15 protein-coding genes are annotated in these 18,599 nt (G+C 37.8%); 6 read left to right on the top strand and 9 right to left on the bottom strand.

What is annotated here, in order from left to right:
• Window positions 1-148: 148 nt before the first annotated feature.
• The 3 genes from zwf to gnd are packed head-to-tail and all read left to right on the top strand — an operon-like array spanning window position 149 to window position 3,852.
• Entirely contained in the window at window positions 149-1,651 is a 1,503-nt protein-coding gene (zwf, locus tag BTO22_RS14405; RefSeq protein ID WP_105056077.1) for a glucose-6-phosphate dehydrogenase, read from the top strand.
• A complete protein-coding gene (gene pgl / locus BTO22_RS14400) occupies window positions 1,648-2,370 on the top strand; it encodes a 6-phosphogluconolactonase (protein ID WP_105056076.1) in 723 nt (240 codons plus the stop codon). Before zwf ends, pgl begins: the two co-directional genes overlap by 4 nt.
• A gap of 33 nt (window positions 2,371-2,403) precedes the next feature.
• Window positions 2,404-3,852: a decarboxylating NADP(+)-dependent phosphogluconate dehydrogenase gene (gene gnd, locus BTO22_RS14395; RefSeq protein WP_105056075.1), complete on the top strand. Its 1,449-nt coding sequence runs from the start codon at window positions 2,404-2,406 to the stop codon at window positions 3,850-3,852.
• Window positions 3,853-3,938: 86 nt separating this feature from the next.
• On the opposite strand, the gene BTO22_RS14390 is transcribed toward gnd, so the two are convergent.
• The 9 genes from BTO22_RS14390 to BTO22_RS14350 all read right to left on the bottom strand — a co-directional run bounded on the left by BTO22_RS14390 (window position 3,939) and on the right by BTO22_RS14350 (window position 14,724).
• Entirely contained in the window at window positions 3,939-4,604 is a 666-nt protein-coding gene (locus BTO22_RS14390) for a DedA family protein (RefSeq protein WP_105056074.1), read from the bottom strand.
• A gap of 265 nt (window positions 4,605-4,869) precedes the next feature.
• A complete protein-coding gene (gene gltS, locus BTO22_RS14385; protein WP_105056073.1) occupies window positions 4,870-6,093 on the bottom strand; it encodes a sodium/glutamate symporter in 1,224 nt (407 codons plus the stop codon).
• A 127-nt stretch (window positions 6,094-6,220) separates the two neighbouring features.
• Complete coding sequence (rodA, locus tag BTO22_RS14380; protein ID WP_105056072.1) at window positions 6,221-7,300, bottom strand: rod shape-determining protein RodA; 1,080 nt, start codon at window positions 7,298-7,300, stop codon at window positions 6,221-6,223.
• Window positions 7,301-7,627: 327 nt separating this feature from the next.
• Window positions 7,628-9,334 (bottom strand): RluA family pseudouridine synthase, encoded by a 1,707-nt coding sequence (locus BTO22_RS14375; RefSeq protein WP_105056071.1) that lies wholly within the window; start codon window positions 9,332-9,334, stop codon window positions 7,628-7,630.
• Between the two features lies 1 nt (window position 9,335).
• Window positions 9,336-11,051 (bottom strand): RluA family pseudouridine synthase, encoded by a 1,716-nt coding sequence (locus BTO22_RS14370; RefSeq protein WP_105056070.1) that lies wholly within the window; start codon window positions 11,049-11,051, stop codon window positions 9,336-9,338.
• Between the two features lie 165 nt (window positions 11,052-11,216).
• A complete protein-coding gene (locus BTO22_RS14365) occupies window positions 11,217-11,453 on the bottom strand; it encodes an RNA recognition motif domain-containing protein (protein ID WP_105056069.1) in 237 nt (78 codons plus the stop codon).
• 153 nt (window positions 11,454-11,606) lie between these two features.
• Window positions 11,607-12,545 carry a porin gene (locus BTO22_RS14360; protein ID WP_105056068.1) on the bottom strand — a complete coding sequence of 313 codons (939 nt, stop codon included), beginning with the start codon at window positions 12,543-12,545 and terminating at the stop codon, window positions 11,607-11,609.
• A gap of 169 nt (window positions 12,546-12,714) precedes the next feature.
• Window positions 12,715-13,587: a (2Fe-2S)-binding protein gene (locus tag BTO22_RS14355; RefSeq protein ID WP_105056067.1), complete on the bottom strand. Its 873-nt coding sequence runs from the start codon at window positions 13,585-13,587 to the stop codon at window positions 12,715-12,717.
• Window positions 13,588-13,620: 33 nt separating this feature from the next.
• Window positions 13,621-14,724, bottom strand: a complete 1,104-nt coding sequence (locus BTO22_RS14350; RefSeq protein ID WP_105056066.1) for an anhydro-N-acetylmuramic acid kinase — start codon at window positions 14,722-14,724, stop codon at window positions 13,621-13,623.
• A gap of 188 nt (window positions 14,725-14,912) precedes the next feature.
• Between BTO22_RS14350 and nagZ the strand changes: the two genes are divergently transcribed.
• The 3 genes from nagZ (at window position 14,913) to treB (ending at window position 18,535) form a co-directional block, all read left to right on the top strand.
• Window positions 14,913-15,908 carry a beta-N-acetylhexosaminidase gene (gene nagZ, locus BTO22_RS14345; RefSeq protein WP_105056065.1) on the top strand — a complete coding sequence of 332 codons (996 nt, stop codon included), beginning with the start codon at window positions 14,913-14,915 and terminating at the stop codon, window positions 15,906-15,908.
• A gap of 135 nt (window positions 15,909-16,043) precedes the next feature.
• The gene (gene treR, locus BTO22_RS14340) at window positions 16,044-16,988 is read left to right on the top strand and encodes a trehalose operon repressor TreR (protein ID WP_105056571.1); all 945 of its coding nucleotides are present in this window, start codon (window positions 16,044-16,046) and stop codon (window positions 16,986-16,988) included.
• 149 nt (window positions 16,989-17,137) lie between these two features.
• Entirely contained in the window at window positions 17,138-18,535 is a 1,398-nt protein-coding gene (gene treB / locus BTO22_RS14335) for a PTS trehalose transporter subunit IIBC (protein ID WP_105056064.1), read from the top strand.
• Window positions 18,536-18,599 lie beyond the last annotated feature (64 nt).

Genomic DNA, 18,599 nt, shown 5'->3' with positions numbered 1-18,599 from the left:
TTGAATAAAAGGTCTCTAAAACGATTAGAGGCCTTTTTTGTATTTGTTAGGTTTTGCCTATCAATATAATAACTAAAACTGATTAGTAAAATTACGTTATTGTTTCTATCATAGATAAATACTTTGATGTCTACCGGATAGAAAAATAATGACAATATCGGACAACAATACCATTGTAATTTTTGGGGCTTCTGGTGATTTAACTTATCGAAAGCTTATTCCCGCTTTATATCATTTATACGCTAGCAATCAACTTTCTGATTCTTTCTCTATTTTAGGCGTTAGCCGAACTCAATATGATGATGAGTCGTATCGAGAAAAAATGAAGAACTCTCTGCAAGAGATGGAGAAGACGGATCCTGACACATTAGCTAAGTTTTGTGAGCATCTGCACTATCAAGCGTTAAATACTTCAGAAGTTCAAGATTACGCTCAGTTAGTATTAAAGTTAGATTTTTTAGCTGAAAAATATAAACTTGAACAACAAAATACACTTTTCTATTTAGCGACTCCACCAAGTCTTTACGGTGTTATTCCATCATGTTTGGCAGCTCATGGTTTAAGTGATGAGTCAAATGGTTGGAAGCGTCTAATTATAGAGAAACCATTTGGTTATGATCTGGCATCAGCACTGAGCTTAGGTAAAGAAATTCATCAGCATTTTGAAGAGCACCAGATCTACCGCATAGATCACTATTTAGGTAAAGAAACGGTTCAAAATTTATTGGTTTTACGATTTTCTAATGTCATGTTTGAGCCGCTGTGGAATCGTAATTTCATTGAATATGTAGAGATTACGGGGTCAGAGTTTCTTGGTGTAGAAGAGCGTGGTGGGTATTACGATGGCTCTGGTGCTATGCGTGATATGTTCCAAAATCATTTATTGCAAGTACTTGCGATGGTTGGTATGGAATCTCCATCAGCGATTAATGCGGATGCGATGCGTGATGAAATAGCAAAAGTATTGCAAAGTTTACAGCCTATTTCAGAAGATGATTTAAGAAATAATCTCGTATTAGGTCAATATACTGAATCTGAAGTAAGAGGTAAGTTTTTGCCAAGTTACCGTGATGAACATGGCGTTGCTGATGATTCTCGAACAGAAACTTATGTCGGTTTGAAAATGTTCATCAATAATTGGCGTTGGAATGGGGTTCCTTTTTATGTTCGTACTGGTAAGCGTCTTCCAACTCGCGTGACTGAGGTCGTTGTTCATTTTAAGAAAACGCCACACCCAGCGTTTGCTGCAAATGCACCAGAAAATAAATTAGTGATCCGTATTCAACCTGATGAAGGGATACAAATGCGTTTTGGCTTAAAGGAGCCTGGTTCTGGTTTTAAAGTGAAAGACGTATCAATGGATTTTCATTATCAGTCGTTAACTGAAACTACCATGTTAACCGCATACGAAAGATTACTCTTAGATGCGTTAAACGGTGATGCAACACTCTTTGCTCGCAGTGATGCGGTGAATGCATGTTGGAAGTTTGTGCAACCGATACTAGATTTTAAACAAGACCCTCAATCACTATTTGGCTACGCCTGTGGAACGTGGGGACCCAAAGAAGCCGATCAATTGTTAGAACGAGACAATAGAGCATGGCGTTTTCCTTGTAAAAACTTAACTGATACGGATTATTGTGAATTATGATAAATCATCAAATATTTCAAACACCAGAACAAGTTGTGATTAGCCTTGCTGATGAATTAAAAGCGTTAAGTAAACAAGGCAAACCAGTACATGTATCACTCTCTGGTGGCAGTACGCCTAAGATGCTGTTTTCATTATTAGCATCAGAACCTTACGCGAAGAGTATTCAATGGAAGAATCTCCATTTTTGGTGGGGGGATGAACGTTGTGTAGCCCCTGATGATGCTGAAAGTAATTATGGGGAAGCAAATGAGTTGTTGTTTTCACATATTACAATCCCAGAAGACAATATTCACCGAATTCAAGGTGAAAATGATCCAGAAAAAGAAGCGGTTCGTTTTGCACAAGAAATGCGTGATGTTATTCCCCAACAAGGCGGTATTCCAGTATTTGACTGGATCTTACTAGGTGTTGGTGCTGATGGACATACGGCCTCTTTGTTTCCAAACGTTACCGACTATAGTGATTCAAATCTTAGCCTTGTTGCTGTTCATCCAGAATCAGGTCAGCGTCGAGTTTCAAAAACAACCAAAGTATTGCAAGCCGCAAAACGTATTAGCTATTTAGTTCTAGGAAAAGGCAAGGCAGACATCGTACACGAGATTAGTACAACACCAGCAGAGCAGTTGTCATATCCGGCAGCAAAGATCCAATCAACAATGGGTCAAACTGAGTGGTTTTTAGATTTAGATGCAGCAGCGCAAATCATTAATAAATAGAGTGCTTGCACAAGACAAATTTTGGAGAAATATATGAAAGGTGATATCGGTGTAATCGGCTTAGCAGTAATGGGCCAAAACCTTATCTTAAATATGAACGACCATGGTTTTAACGTCGTTGCTCATAACCGAACGGCTGCAAAAGTAGATGAATTTTTAGAGGGTCCAGCAAAAGGAACCAATATTGTAGGGGCTTATTCTTTAGAAGAGTTAGTCGAGAAGCTAGAAACTCCTCGTAAAATTATGTTAATGGTTCGTGCTGGTGATGTTGTTGATGCCTTTATCGACAAGCTTGTCCCGCTTCTAGACAAAGGCGATATCATTATAGATGGTGGTAACACGAATTTCCCAGACACTAACCGTCGTGTTGCTGCTCTTCGTGAGAAAGGCATTCACTTTATCGGTACCGGTGTTTCTGGTGGTGAAGAAGGTGCGCGTTTTGGTCCTTCAATCATGCCTGGCGGTTCACCAGAAGCGTGGCCATTTGTAAAACCAATCTTCCAAGCTATCTCTGCAAAAACAGAGAGTAATGAACCTTGTTGTGATTGGGTTGGTAACGACGGTGCTGGCCATTTTGTGAAAATGGTGCATAACGGTATCGAATATGGTGACATGCAATTAATTACAGAAGCATATCAGTTCATGAAAGATGGCCTAGGCATGACGCATGATGAGATGCAATCTGTCTTTATGGATTGGAATGAAACGGAATTAAATAGCTACTTGGTTGAGATCACTGCAGATATTCTTGGTTATAAAGATACTGATGGTGCTCCATTAGTTGAGAAAATTCTGGATACAGCAGGACAAAAAGGCACAGGTAAATGGACGGGTATCAACGCGCTTGATATGGGCATACCATTAACTTTAATTACAGAGTCTGTATTCTCTCGTTGTTTATCAACACTTAAAGATCAACGGGTAGAAGCAGAGCAATTATTTAATAAAACAATCGTCCCTGTTGAAGGAAATAAGAAAGCGTGGATTGACGCATTACGACAAGCATTACTTGCTTCAAAAATCATTTCGTATGCACAAGGTTTTATGTTGATGCGTGAAGCGTCAAATGAAAATGGTTGGGATTTGAATTATGGTAACGTAGCGCTTATGTGGCGTGGTGGTTGTATTATTCGTTCTGCATTCTTAGGCAATATTCGTGATGCTTATGATATCGACTCTGAATTATCATTTTTAGGTTCAGATGGTTACTTTAAAGGGATTTTAGAAGATTGTTTATCTGCATGGCGTAAAGTTGCAGCTAAATCGATGGAAGTTGGTATCCCAATGCCTTGTATGACCTCAGCGTTAACATTCCTAGATGGTTATACAACGGCTCGTTTACCTGCGAACCTTTTACAAGCTCAGCGTGATTATTTTGGTGCTCATACGTATGAACGTTTAGATAAACCAAGAGGAGAGTTTTTCCATACTAATTGGACAGGAAAAGGTGGCGATGTTTCATCTACCACTTACAATTCGTAAGTTAAATTTACCTAATTACTAATTTAAAAGCCCTTAACTTATAATGAGTTAAGGGCTTGTTTTACTTATCTATATAAAGGTAGATTTTAATACAATTTTTTACGTCTATATCTCTTTAAGCAATAGCCACTAACAAAACTACCTAATGCGATAGCTAAGGTAATTACGGGAGCTGCCATTAAAGCCATCGTAATGTATTTAGACAGCTTTTCAGGTAAAAAAGAAAGAGAGTAACCAAAACCAGTAAGCAATAAAATCCAAATAATGGCACTCATCCAAGCAAAGTAATGAAAGCGAGCCGCTTTTTGCATTCTTAGTCCCATCATTAATGGTAAGAGGGGACGAACAACAGGAATAAATCGAGCAACAAACAAAGCAATAAGGCCATGCTTAGCAAGTAAAGAATCGACAGTTTGCAATCTATGTGGTGGTACTGCATTAATCCATTTTTGAATGGTTGGAAATTTATGTAGCCAGCGTCCTTGAATAAATGCTAATTGGCTACCAATAGCAGCTGCCATAATGAGGCCTGCAGTAATCACCGGATAGCTAATCACATTAGCGGCAGCTAAAGAACCAGAAAGGATAACAACACTGTCGCAAGGAAGTGGCGCAGCAGGGATAAAGGCACTTTCTAGCCAAATAAATAAGATTAGACAGAAGTAAATCATCGCTGCACTGTTTGGATTTTGTAAAATAGTAAAATCTTGTTGCCAAAGAGCCGTTAAAATCGAAATAAATGAATCAAACATCGTCATTCTCCAGACGAAATTCAAGTAGTTAACTTGTTGAATAAGAATGATCGAGAGTAAGGTAAGTGGTTGGTAAAGTCACTATAAAAAATCACTGTCATAAAAAGTTCATATTAAGTATTTGACGCTCATCACTAATCTCGTTTTTTTCTTTTTAATCAGGTATATATATATTTTAAAAAGAAAAAAGTGAATGATCTTTAATTAAAAATCATTCACTTAGAAAGCGTTAACTATATGGACAATAAATTAGCTTATTTTATTTTTACCCAATAAAACTAATGTACGCTTGAAGAATAATTAGATTCGTAATGTCAATGAAGAAGGCACCAACAATAGGAACAACCATGAAGGCTTGAGGTGAGGGGCCAAATCTAGAAACGAGTGATCCCATATTCATTACAGCAGTAGGCGTTGCTCCTAATCCAAATCCACAATGACCACCGACCATGACCGCTGCATCATAGTTTGAACCCATCACACGGAAAGTAACAAAGTAAGAGAACAGCGCTAACACTCCGGTTTGTATGGTTAAAATAATCAAGAATGGGATAGCGAGATCAAAGATATTCCATAATTTTAAACTCATAAGCGCCATGGCTAAGAAGAGTGATAGAGAGACTGTACCTAATATATCAACAGTATCAGTATCAATTTTACGAACCTTTGTTATTTCAAAAATATTGGTAATGAAAACACCAATAAATAGAGCGTAAACAAAATCAGGAATCTTAAGCCAAGTGATACCAAAGCTATTCACAAAACTACTTAAATGTTGTGAACCAGCAACGCATAACAACATGATAAATAGCATTTCAATAACTTTCTTTGCCGTTACTTTATCTTCTTCACGTTCGTTGTAGGTCACTAGCTCGGGAAAACGAGTATGTGTATCAACTCCTGTGCCGTATTCTGATTCTAAGTTGTGTTTTTGAATTAGTTTTTGAGCAATAGGACTTCCGATTAAACCACCCATTACTAAGCCAAACGTAGCAGAGGCCATAGCTAACTCTAGTGTATTTAAGTGATAGTTTTCTGCGAAGGTTTGTGACCAAGCGGCACCAGTACCATGTCCGCCAGATAATGTAATTGAACCCGCAATTAGACCTAATAACGGATCTAATCCCATTGCGCTGGCAAGACCTACACCTACGGCATTTTGAATTAAGATATAAAAAGAGGCGACAGCTAAGAATAAGAAAACCTTCGTTCCGCCTTTAATTAACTGAGTGTAGTTAGCGGCAAGACCTACGGTACTGAAAAACATTAGCATAAACGTATTCTGCAATGGCAGAGAGAATTCAATACTGATCCCCTGAAAATGCAAAACAGTAATAGAAAAAGCAACAATTAAGCCACCAACAATCGGCTCTGGGATATTGTATTTTTTGAATACCCCAATTTTAGAGTTGATGAAGTGGCCAAGGGAAAGCACTGAAATGGCGATTAGAAATGATTCTAATGCGCCGATAGATATAGTGTTTGTCATAGGTAGCTCGAAATGTAATATCAAACCAATGGGTGTGACTAGGAAGATCGAGATTATGATAACTTATTGATAATGTCACTATAAATATTTATGTTCATAATAAATATTCTAATAGCTTTTTAATCAATTAAGGTTTATAGGACTTATTTAGACATAAAGACATAATAATACCAAAGCAGATCCCTTGAGTGATCATTGCCGTTCCACCATAGCTGAAGAAAGGTAAAGGGCTTCCCATAACAGGAAGAATACCACTTACCATTCCCATATTAATAAAAGCGTACAAGAAGAAACTCAGAGCAAAAGTGCCACTGACTAGGCGATTAAATGAAGAATCACATTGATAAGCTAGCCAAATTACTCGACCGGTAATAAATAGATACAGGCTTAATAGTAGTACACACCCAAAAAAACCCCATTCTTCTGCATAAGTAGAGAAAATAAAGTCGGTATGGCTTTCAGGTATGAAGCCAAGTTGACCTTGAGTGGCGTTTGTCCAACCTTTACCACGGATACCACCTGATCCTATCGCAATTAAAGATTGAATTATTTGATAGCCAGCGCCAAGTGGATCAGATTCAGGGTCAAGAAATTGAGTTACTCGTTTCTTTTGATACGCTTCCATTATAAAAATCCACAATATAGGGATTATGACTGCAATTCCGCCAAGAAACGAGCCTATGATTTTCCAACTCATCCCTGCAAAATAGAGAACAAACAGGGCGTAGATAATGGTAAAGATAGCGCCATCAAGGTCTGGTTGAATAAAGATTAATCCAGCAGGAACTGCCGTAACAAGCAAACAAATAATAATTTTTCTGATATCAGGACGGCCAGCTTCAGCAACTAAAATCCAAGCAACCATTAATGGGATAGCGACCTTAACCAATTCTGAAGGTTGGAATCGGATTGGCCCAATAACTAACCAACGTTGAGAACCATTAGTACTATCACCAGCGATAATGACACCTAATAGAAGAATAACGGCTAATACATATAAGTAAGGTGTTATTCGCTCGTAAGTGCGTGGTGAGATTGATGACATGATAATGATACAGCCAACCGCAATTAAGGCCCGGATGAGGTGTCGCTCTAGCATAGGCTCACTAAAACCGCTTGCGCTCCATACCGTTAAGGTACCTAATAGCATTAAGAGTAGAATAGCAACGAGTAAAGCATAGTCAATTCGGGGGGTATATTTGAACATAAGTCAGTGCTCTTTATAACGGGGAAGAAAACACATTTACTATTTTAAATGCATAAGAGTTTTAAAAATTAGTGAAGTTATGAACTTTCGACGAATGCTTTACAGTGAAGACTAATAGATAGTGGCAATGAGTTGTTATGTATCATGAGAGTGTCTACAAAGAGTATCTAAGTTTAGGTACTGAAATTATGGCTATACAACCAATTTATAAGACAGAGAAAATAACGTTTTTATAGAAAAAAGCAATCTTTTACTTACGATAAACGATAAAAAACGAGCATTGAAAATACTCGTTATGATATTTATATTATTAACGGGATAAAGATCTTAAAACTCAGCATTAACTTCAAATTCTATCTCATTATTTGTAATTGGATGGCGCAGTTTCAAATAGCCAGCATGTAAGTGCAATCGCGTTTCTTTAAAACCATATAGGTCATCACCAACGATAGGTGTATTCAAACCAGCTTGATGGGCGCAATGCACTCGTAATTGATGAGTTCTACCGGTTTTAGGGTAAAGGTAAATTTTAGTTCGATTGTTGTTACGTGATATTACTTCATAAGTCGTTTCAGCACTTCGTCCATGCCTATGGCATACCATCTGGCGAGGCCTGTCTTCCATGTCTCCCGCTAAAGGGAGATTGATCACGCCGTGTTCTGATTCAATATTACCTTCAAGAAGAGCGGTGTAACGCTTTTCAACAGTGCGTTCAATAAACTGCTTTTGTATGTGTTTATTCGTCTCTGCTGTTAATGTAAGAACCAGTAAACCAGAGGTGGACATATCTAATCGATGAACAATTAATGGTCCCGTTGCATTTGGATAGCGTTCTTGGATACGAGCATGAACAGAATCCGTAATATACTTGCCCGATACGGATAGAAACTCGGCAGGTTTATTAACGATAACCATGACATCATCTTCATAAACGATTTCAAGCTCTTTCCCATAAGAAGGGGTTAGCTCTAAAGGGCTGTCATCCGTTTCAATACCATCTAACATGTGTTGAATAATCTCAAAGCATTTACTTTGGCAAACAGGATAGAGGTTTTTATGTTGACGGATTTGATCATAAGGGGAAGCACCCCACCAAAACTCGCCTAAGGCTAATGGTTCGTAATTCATTTGAAATGCGGTTTGTAAGAGTTTTGGTAAATTTTGTTCACTTGAATATAAAATTGGATCTTGAGTCGTTGTTTTTAAATCATTAATATTAAACAGCTCAAATAGACTTTTTGAAATACCATTCTGATTCAGAAAGGTGCATGATTTCAATGATGCTAGTTTTAATTCTTTTATTAATTCGGAGTGTTCTTTTTTCTTTGATTTAATAATACTAAGCAGTTTGTTATGTCGCTCTGAAAACTCAGATACCGTTTCTTTCCAATGTTGTTTTAATGCTTTTAACTCACGTTTTTCACGACTGCTTTGATTACCTAGCTCACGAATGAATAGATTCAGAACTTCTGGTGTTAATGAGGGCTCAGTTTGTAATTCGGCTTCCTTTCGTGCTTGTTTACGCTGTGTTTTTGTTAAAGACATTGCGTGTTGTTGTTCTGTAATTTCTTTGTCTGATTGCTCAATGTTAGCGGCTAAATTTTTTGTCAGTTCAATAAACTCAAAGGAATTTTCTAATTCGTTGATATGACGGGTGAGTTGGTTAATCTCACTTTCTTGTTGAGAAAAATGGTGGTGATGTGCTGAATCATCAAAAATAGCATCAACAAAAAATGGCGGAATTTGTTCGTTATCAAAAGAATACAAAGGACAACCAGCATAAGATGAAAGGTAACCTAATTCATCTTTTTGATTCTTCACGACTAACACACCAAACATGACGCCTTGTTGTTCAAAATCATGCAGCCAAGTGGTTTGATTCTCTAAATAATGTTGTAACTGTTCTATCGCTTGTAACGTTAATGGGTGAGGCGTGTAGTAATATGGAAACGTAAAACGTTGTGGCAAGTCTTGATGCGCTGTTAAATGAGAAAACGGCGTAAATTTTTGCGATGCAATATGAATATTTGTCATTCTAAAATTCTGCCTCAACGTTAAATTCCATTGACTCTTTTGTCATCGGGTGGGTTAGTGATAAATACCCAGCATGCAGATGGAGTCTGTCGGCTTTTTTACCATATAAGTCATCGCCCATTATTGGTATGTTTAAGCCAAGGTGATGAGCACAATGAACGCGTAACTGGTGTGTGCGACCTGTTTTTGGATAAAGGTACACTTTAGTTTTCCCGTCATTACGCTCAAGAACTTGGTAGGTTGTTTCTGCTGGTTTTCCATGTTCAAAGCAAACTAGCTGACGAGGTCTATCATAAAGGTCACCACGTAATGGTAGGGTTATCATTCCTTCATTTTGGGTTAATACACCATCAATTAATGCTGTGTAGCGTTTTTCAACAGTACGACTAATAAATTGTTTTTGAAGTCGTTTATGTGCTTTTTTCGTTAACCCTAGCACCATTAACCCTGAGGTCGCCATATCTAAACGATGAACGATTAAGCCTCCCGTTGCATTAGGGTAGCGTTGCTGAATACGAGTGTAGACCGAATCTTGAATGTTCTTACCGGGAACCGATAAAAAGTCAGCAGGTTTATTGACGATAAGCATAAACTCATCTTCATAAATGATTTCAATGTCTTTGCCTTCTGCTGGATTAGTTAGCAAAGGGTTTTCATCCATTTCTATACCTTCAAGCATATGACCTAAAATTGGTTGGCATTTACTCTGGCAAGAAGCATAGAATTTCTTGTGTTGACGTATTTCTGATTTAGGTGCAACTCCCCACCAAAACTCAGCTAAGGCTAGTGGTGTTAACTCATGGGCAAAAGCGTATTGTAATAATTTAGGCGCAGCACATTCTCCAGAACCGGCTGGTGGAATGTGATTCGGTGTATCTTTGAAAATATCATTCAGATCTTTTTCAATACCATGAGTATTTAAGAATTTATATTGCTGAAATAGTTTTTTTTGTAGAGCATTAGATAGATTTTTACGCGTTGTTTTTAATTGTGATAATTCTGTATTTAGCCGATCTAACTGATGCTGAATATTATTTACGTTTTCATCCCAAAAGATCTTAAGATCTCTTAATGTATTTTTCTCTTTAATACTTTCTTTACTGAGCTGGATGATTAATTGCTCTAGGGCTATTTGAGATTTTTGAGTGCCATCTTGAGCTTTATTGTCTGCTGCTGCTCGTTGCTCTTTACGCGATTTTCTTCCTTCAATCATTACTTGTCGTTGTGCTTCAAGTTGTTTTTGAGAGGATTTAATTTCTGCTTGTAGGGTTGCAGTTAATTCTGCGAGTTGAGGATTGGCTTGTTGCAGTTTTATCGTTGCATTTATCTCTGTAATTTCAGCCAATTCAGCTTTGAAGAATCCATCTTCTTCTAACATATCAAATACCGGAGGAACAAAACCCGGAAGATGATTACTGTCCGCTACTTTACCTGAAAAAGCAGATAAGTATCCGATCTCTCCTGATGAATGCTGAACTAACAAGACCCCAAACATTTTACCAATGGCTTTTTCGTTACTTCCTACAATAATATCTTGCTCTACACCAAAGTTATGCTGCCAATCGGTTTGTGATACTAAGTGACGTTGTAACTGATTTGCCGCTAATTCACATAGTGGATGTGGTTCATAATAAAATGGGAAGGTGAATCGTTCAGGCAAGGCATAGCTATTAATGGATTGTGTAAAAGAAGTAAAGCAAGGATCAGAAATTGGCATAATAATGTCTAATTAACAGAGAGGTGAAGTGGGGCGATGGTTTTAAACAACACAAAGCAATACCAATCGTACCCTTGTTGCAAATACGATTGGTATAGTAATTAGAAACAGGTTGAGACCGATGTTTTCTAATCACTGAATGTGCTTGGTTTACAAAAGCAGGGGTTATTCTGCCGCTTTTACACGGATTTTATCTTTACCAAACTTTTTACCATTTTCTGCTTCAATAGCCGCTAGAGCTTCTTCTTCGTTTGGCATTTCAACAAAAGCAAAACCTTTAGATTCGCCAGTTGTTTCATCTAAAACCAGTGTGCAGTAATCAAGTGAACCGTGAGCTTTAAACATCTCTCTTAATTCATATTCAGTCATTGTGCGAGGTAGGTTGCGAACTAGTAATTTCATGATTAACCGTTAAATAGTGATTTGAAGGTACGTTATAACAGATCTTAAGATAATGTGCCAAAGTGAAAAATCCGAAACAGCAAAATAACTGTTCCGGATTGGGGTTTAGCCCTCCACCCAGAGCGCTAAATTAGTTTTTTGTAATTAAATTATTTAGAAATCGTAACGAAGGCCGAATTGTAATTGGTCATCTTTGTTATCGATTTGCTCAAATTTATAGCCTGCATAAGTACGGAAGCTTTTATTTAATTTATAAATAGCTTCAATTGCAACATTATTTTCAGTATCGGTATTATCTACTTCTTGGAAGTTATAAACGCCTTGGAATACCCATTGGTCAAGTTTATAGGCCGCGGCTAATTCGTAACCACTTGCATCATTTTTATCTACTTCTCCAGTTGTAAAGAGACCAGATACCATGAATGCATCTAATGTGTAGCGAAGTGCCAAGTTGATTTGATCTGCATCTGCTGTTGTTAGTCCTGTTGAAGACTCTTCACCTGACGTATAACCTAAACCGATATCTAAGCCCATAGGTAATGCGTACATACCAGAGATACCAAAACTATCATTCTTTTTGGTATTACTTGCAATGTAGTTGGCTTGAATGGTTAGTGCATCAAACTCTCCTGAGTATAAGAAGTTATTTTCACGCTTGTCTTTGTTGCCAGCGGTTAAGTCGGCTGCATCACCGCCGAATGTCGCTAGGATATCAGTATAATCAGTAAGCATGACTTGCGCTGAGTCTTGCTGGCCGTAAGAGAAATTACCAACAGTTGTGCTTAAACCAGCGAACAAGTATCGAGTGTTTACCGTGTTATTTTTACCGCTTCCAATTTCAACTTCATAGGTACCAAATGCGCCTAAGCTGTCATTAATTTTTGTTTTGCCTTTTAAATTAATACGAGCACGACTTTTATCTTCAAATGAACTGTCTGTTGCTGATTCATTATTGTCAGAAATATTTGCTCGAGCTTCGGCTCTGCCACCAACTTTTAATTGAGTGTCATCTTGATCATAAACGGTTGCAGCAAGAAGCGGTGCAGATACAAAAGACGATAAAATAGCGGTTGATAGTAGTAATTTTTTCATTAGATCCCATACCTTTAAAATGAACTAAAACAATCCGTTTTAGTCTAGTTATTTGCTTGGGATCTAAGATAGAAAAAATATATTAAGAATTGATGTAAGTTTTATTTAATATTTACAAAGCTAATGTGTCGGTAGTGTTACCGACACATTACAATTGATAAACTGCGTATTACAGTGAAGAGGGGATACGTTTGGTGTTTTTCTTGATGCGTTCTTCATCGGAAAGTAAATGACACGTAGCACAATTTTTCTTGCCATCAATTTTGTATTTTAAACAACAGGTTTCACGTTGGACATATAAGATAGCGCGCTGTTCTTTTTCTGCTACATGGATATGGGCCAGTTCTTTTCCTATATTAGGCATGGTATTTGATAACCATTGCTGGGCATTAGGAAGTATTTGCTTAGCGAGATCTGCAGAAAGCCCTTTTTCGGTTAAACGCATAAAGAAGACACTGACAGCCAGTGAGATACTTCCCCAAAATGGACGATGCTTTAATCTTTCTTTTTCAAATAACAGACTTAATCCACCACCAATTTGCTGTATTAAATGAGTAAAGGCTTCATCTAACTGCTCGTGGGTAGCGACTACTGTAGATTGAGGACTTGTTGCTAAAGGATCGTTTTCAAGGCAAACAAAATGGCAGTTATTATTGATTTGTAATGATTTTATTTTTTCACCATTAGGTGTCGAAATGAAAATGTCATTAAATTGAACGATAGGTACGCGATTAAATTTTAAACGTAAAGCGGTTAAACTGGTAAAAAATTGATTATTGAATGATTTTAACCACATTGATGCGGCAACATTTTGGTTTACTTCATTCTTTTTACCAAACAATTCAATAGCATTAGATAAACTAGAAGGCAGCCACTCATTTAATAGGAGGTGTTTATCATCAAGTTGCTCTTTATTAATTGCTTTAAGCTTAAAATTATCGTCAGCATCGTGTAACCATGCCAATTGTTCTTTTAAAGAGTGGCATGGTTCTGAGGTTTTTTTACTGTGCCAAAGTGGCTGTAGTTGAGCTGAAATATGCATAATAAAATACTTCTTAATTATTCTTATTTGTATTTAAGAGGCCGGGTAGATTACACCTAAACTTGCGTAACGTGAAGCACCTGTTACATCTGGCTCGTTGCTTGGTCTGTTATGAATTCGTTGATGTGCAAGCCATGCAAACGCCATTGCTTCCATGTTGTCACTATCTACATTGTAGTCGTTAGTCGTAGCAACTGCCCAATTAGATAAATGTTGTTGCAGTTTTTCCATTAGATATTGATTATGAGCACCGCCACCACATACAAGAAGTTTTGCTGCTTCACCAACATGAAATTTAACGACTTGTTCAACAATAGTAACGACAGTAAACTCTAATAATGTCGCTTGTATATCTTGTGGTTTGTATGGTTTATTTTCAATAAATTGAGCAAACCATTCTAAATTAAATAATTCACGTCCTGTGCTTTTAGGGTAAGGACGAGCAAAGTAACTGTGTTGTTTTAGTTGAGCTAATAACTCTTGAATCACGACACCATCACGAGCCCAATCGCCATTATGGTCATAGCTTTTTTGCTTATGTTTATAGATCCAAGCGTCCATCAACATATTACCAGGGCCTGTATCATAGCCAATTACGGAAGTGTCTTTTTGTAAGATAGATATATTAGAAATCCCCCCGATATTTAGGATGATATGAGTGCTATTTGGTTTACCAAATAAAGTGTGATGGAAGGCTGGAACCAGTGGTGCTCCTTGGCCACCTAGTGCCATATCCTTACGACGAAAATCAGCTACAGTATCTATGTTTGTTTTTGCTGCGATAATATTGGCATCCCCCAGTTGCATTGTGAATGGATACTGTGTATCTGGTGAATGAAAAACTGTTTGCCCATGACTACCAATTGCAGTAATACTTTCTGGAGCAACTGAGAGGGTATTGAGAAGATGTAAAGAGGCATCAGCAAATAAATGCCCTAAGCGATGTTCAATTTCACCAACAACTTTTAAATTGGTTTCTTGGCCTGTGCAGAAAGATAAAATATCTGATTTTAATTGAGCATCCATTGGGTAATCAGCATGGCCAAGTAAGTTTATGGTTGTGCCATTTGTCTCAACTAAAACAGCATCAACACCATCTAAACTCGTTCCTGACATTAAACCTATGTATTTTTCCATTCTCATTTCTCCAACTGCATTTAATTTACACCAAGATAGTAATACTAAGATATTGTGCCATAAAGCGGAGAGATAATATTTAAACAATTCAACGTATTTTGAGTAATAAGTTCTAGATATAAGATTTTAAATTCATAAAGAGCATGATACTTTAAGCCTATAAAAATTAAGATGATTTGGAGAAATTTATGGGACCGTTATGGTTAGATGTTGAAGGATACGAGATTGATGCTGAAGAGCGTGAATTATTACAGCACCCAACGGTAGGGGGCTTGATCTTATTTGCTCGAAATTATCATGATTCAAAGCAGCTCGCTGCACTAACCGCGTCAATTCGTAAAGCGGCTGGCCGTCCTATCTTGATTGGTGTTGACCAAGAAGGCGGTCGTGTTCAACGTTTTAGAGATGAATTTACCCTTATTCCCCCAGCGCAAGCTTATGCCGAAATGGATAACGGTTTAGAATTGGCAAAAATGGCAGGCTGGTTATTGTGTTCAGAGTTAGTTGCTCATGATATAGATCTTACCTTTGCTCCTGTTCTTGATAGCGGTTTTGATTGTAAAGCCATTGGTAACCGTGCATTTGGTGATGATATTAATACCATTGTTAAATACAGCACCGCATTCATGAAGGGAATGAAATCAGCAGGTACTTCTACGACAGGTAAACATTTTCCTGGTCATGGTGGTGTGATTGCTGATTCTCATTTAGAAACACCTTATGATAACCGTGATAATATTTTTGAGTTAGACATGGCGATTTTTAAAGCTCAAATTGAAGCAGGTATTCTAGATGCGATGATGCCAGCGCATGTTATTTATCCTGAATACGACTCATCACCAGCCAGTGGTTCTTCTTATTGGTTAAAAGAAGTGCTACGTAAACAACTAAACTTTAACGGATTGGTTTTTTCAGACGATTTGAGTATGGAAGGTGCGACCATTATGGGCGGACCAGCAGAACGCTCTCAGCAAGCCCTTGATGCCGGTTGTGATATGGTTCTTATGTGTAACAATCGCCAATCTGCGGTAGAAGTGTTAGATAACTTAGAAATTCAAACCGTAGAAAAAGCAAACGCATTATTGAAAACTAAGCATTTTGATAGAGCAACGCTATTAAACAGTAAAGAGTGGAAAACGGCGAATGAGAGCATTACCCGTGCTTATGATCGTTGGAAACCATAATATAGTTAACTTTGTAGAATAAAAGCGCATGATATTTTTCATGCGTTTTTATTAGAGAATGAGTAAACTATTAACGTATTAAAAATGCATATTCGAATTCAATAAATGGCACTCTCACTAATGGATGATTTACACATGACGAAAAAATTGACGATTCTTGATATAGCTAAAATGGCTGGTGTTGGAAAGTCGACGGTGTCTCGTGTATTAACCGATGATCCAAAAGTGAAATTAGAAACTCGCCTCAAAGTAGAGCAGATCATTAAAGAGTCTGGGTTTACTCCTTCAAAGTCAGCCCAAAGCATGCGTGGTGGCAGTCAAAAAGTCATCGGTATTATTACGTCTCGTCTTGATTCGCCTTCAGAAAATAAAGCGGTGAGTGCAATTTTAGAGGTAATTTATCGTCACGGCTATGATGCTGTGATTATGGAAAGTCAATTTGATACTCAAAAAACCAATGAGCATTTAGAAGTACTGAGAAAACGCAGTGTTGACGGTGTTATTCTATTTGGTTTTACAGAGTGTGATATGAGTGAAGTTGAACGTTGGGATGAGCGCATGGTTGTCATTGCTATGGATACCGATAAAGTCAGTTCAATTAACTACGATAACCAAGGTGTGATAAAGCAAGCTCTTTATCATTTATCAGAACTGGGTCTTACTAACATTGCTTATATTGGTGTTGATCCTAGTGATAAAACAACCGGTAAATTACGTTTAGATGCTTATTTGAGTTGGTGTGAGGAGCGTGAATTACCATCTCGATTTGCAACAGGGCAGTTAGATCACCAGAGTGCGTATGCGTTAGTTGATTCAGTATTAGATGATGATATTGAAGCCATAGTGTGCGCAAGTGATACATTGGCACTTGGCGTAGCTAAGCGTCTTCAAGAGTTACAACGTGATGATATTCAAATTACAGGGGTTGGTGGTAATGAGCTACTTTCTTTCTTATTCCCTAATATTATCAGCATTAATCCTGGCTATCAGCGTGCAGGGGAAATTGCTGCGAAACAGCTTTTACAACAATTAGATGGTAGCGCAAATATTACTCATTTAACTCAGCCTTTATCTTTCTAAATTATCGTAAATAATACACTTTATTGTGATCTAATTCAATTTATGGGATTGTTCCCATTTATTTGTCCGGTCATATTTGCAAGTATGCTTCGAAATTCATTGGGAACATTCCCAGTTCGTGCGAAATTATAATCAACGTGGACAAAGGTATGAGTAAAATAGAGAGAAAGGACGTACAACGTTTGATAGAGTTGATCGGGGGAACAGAGAATATTGCTAGTGTAAGTCATTGTTTGACGCGCTTACGTTTTGTATTAAACAACACTAATGGTGCTGACGTAAAAGCAATAGAAAAAATACCTATGGTTAAAGGCTGCTTTACTAATGCCGGACAATTTCAAGTTGTTATTGGTACTGAAGTGGATGAAGTTTTTTCCATTTTAAATGAGCTTTCAGGAGAGAAAGGAGCATCCAAAGAAGATGCCAAACTTGCAGCTCGACAAAATATGAATATTTTAGAGCGTGGGATCTCTCATCTAGCTGAAATTTTTGTCCCATTATTACCTGCGATTATTACAGGTGGTTTGATCTTAGGTTTTAGAAACGTCATCGGCGATCTAAGAATGCTTGATGGTCAAACATTAGTAGAAACGAGTCAGTTTTGGGCAACAGTACATTCATTTTTATGGTTGATTGGTGAAGCGATATTCTTTTTCTTACCTGTTGGTGTGTGTTGGTCAACGGTGAAAAAATTAGGAGGTACTCCGATTCTAGGTATTACACTCGGTGTTACTCTAGTCTCTCCTCAATTGATGAATGCGTACCTTATTGGTAAACAAGTACCTGAAGTTTGGGATTTCGGTTTATTTGTTATTGAAAAAGTTGGTTATCAAGCACAAGTTATTCCTGCCATGCTTGCCGGTGTTGCATTAGCCTTTATTGAAACAAATTTAAAGCGCATTGTTCCTTCTTATCTGTATCTTGTTGTTGTGCCTTTTGTTTCTATTATTGTGTCTGTCATTTTGGCTCACGCATTTATTGGACCGTTTGGCAGAGTGCTCGGTGATGGCGTTGCAGTGGCTGCAAAAGCCGCAATGACTGGAGATTTTGCGATTGTTGGGTCAGTGATCTTTGGTTTCTTCTATGCACCATTAGTAATTACGGGTATTCACCACACAACGAACGCTGTCGATTTGCAATTAATGCAAGAGTTGGGCGGCACCCCAATTTGGCCTCTAATCGCATTATCAAATATTGCCCAAGCTTCAGCGGTGGTTGGGATTATCATTATCAGTAAGAAAAGTGGTGAGCGTGACATTTCAGTCCCAGCAGCTATTTCAGCTTATCTTGGTGTTACAGAGCCCGCAATGTACGGAATTAATTTGAAATATAAATTTCCAATGTTGAGTGCAATGATAGGTTCAGCAATGGCAGCAGCTATCTGTGGTAGTGCCGGTGTCATGGCGAATGGCATTGGAGTAGGTGGCTTGCCGGGAATTCTTTCTATTCAACCGCAATTCTGGGGAATTTATGGTGTTGCTATGTTAGTCGCAATTTTTGTTCCTGCCATTTTAACATTGATTATGTATAAGCGTGCAGAAACTTAAGAGCAGTTAGCCGTTTCTGCAGCCTAGGTTAAGTAATTCTTATCATTACAGTACACACCTTCAC

It is taken from the genome of Aliivibrio sifiae (genome assembly GCF_002954705.1).
Lineage (GTDB): Bacteria > Pseudomonadota > Gammaproteobacteria > Enterobacterales > Vibrionaceae > Aliivibrio > Aliivibrio sifiae_A.
This window is presented reverse-complemented; position numbering and strand designations above follow the sequence as displayed.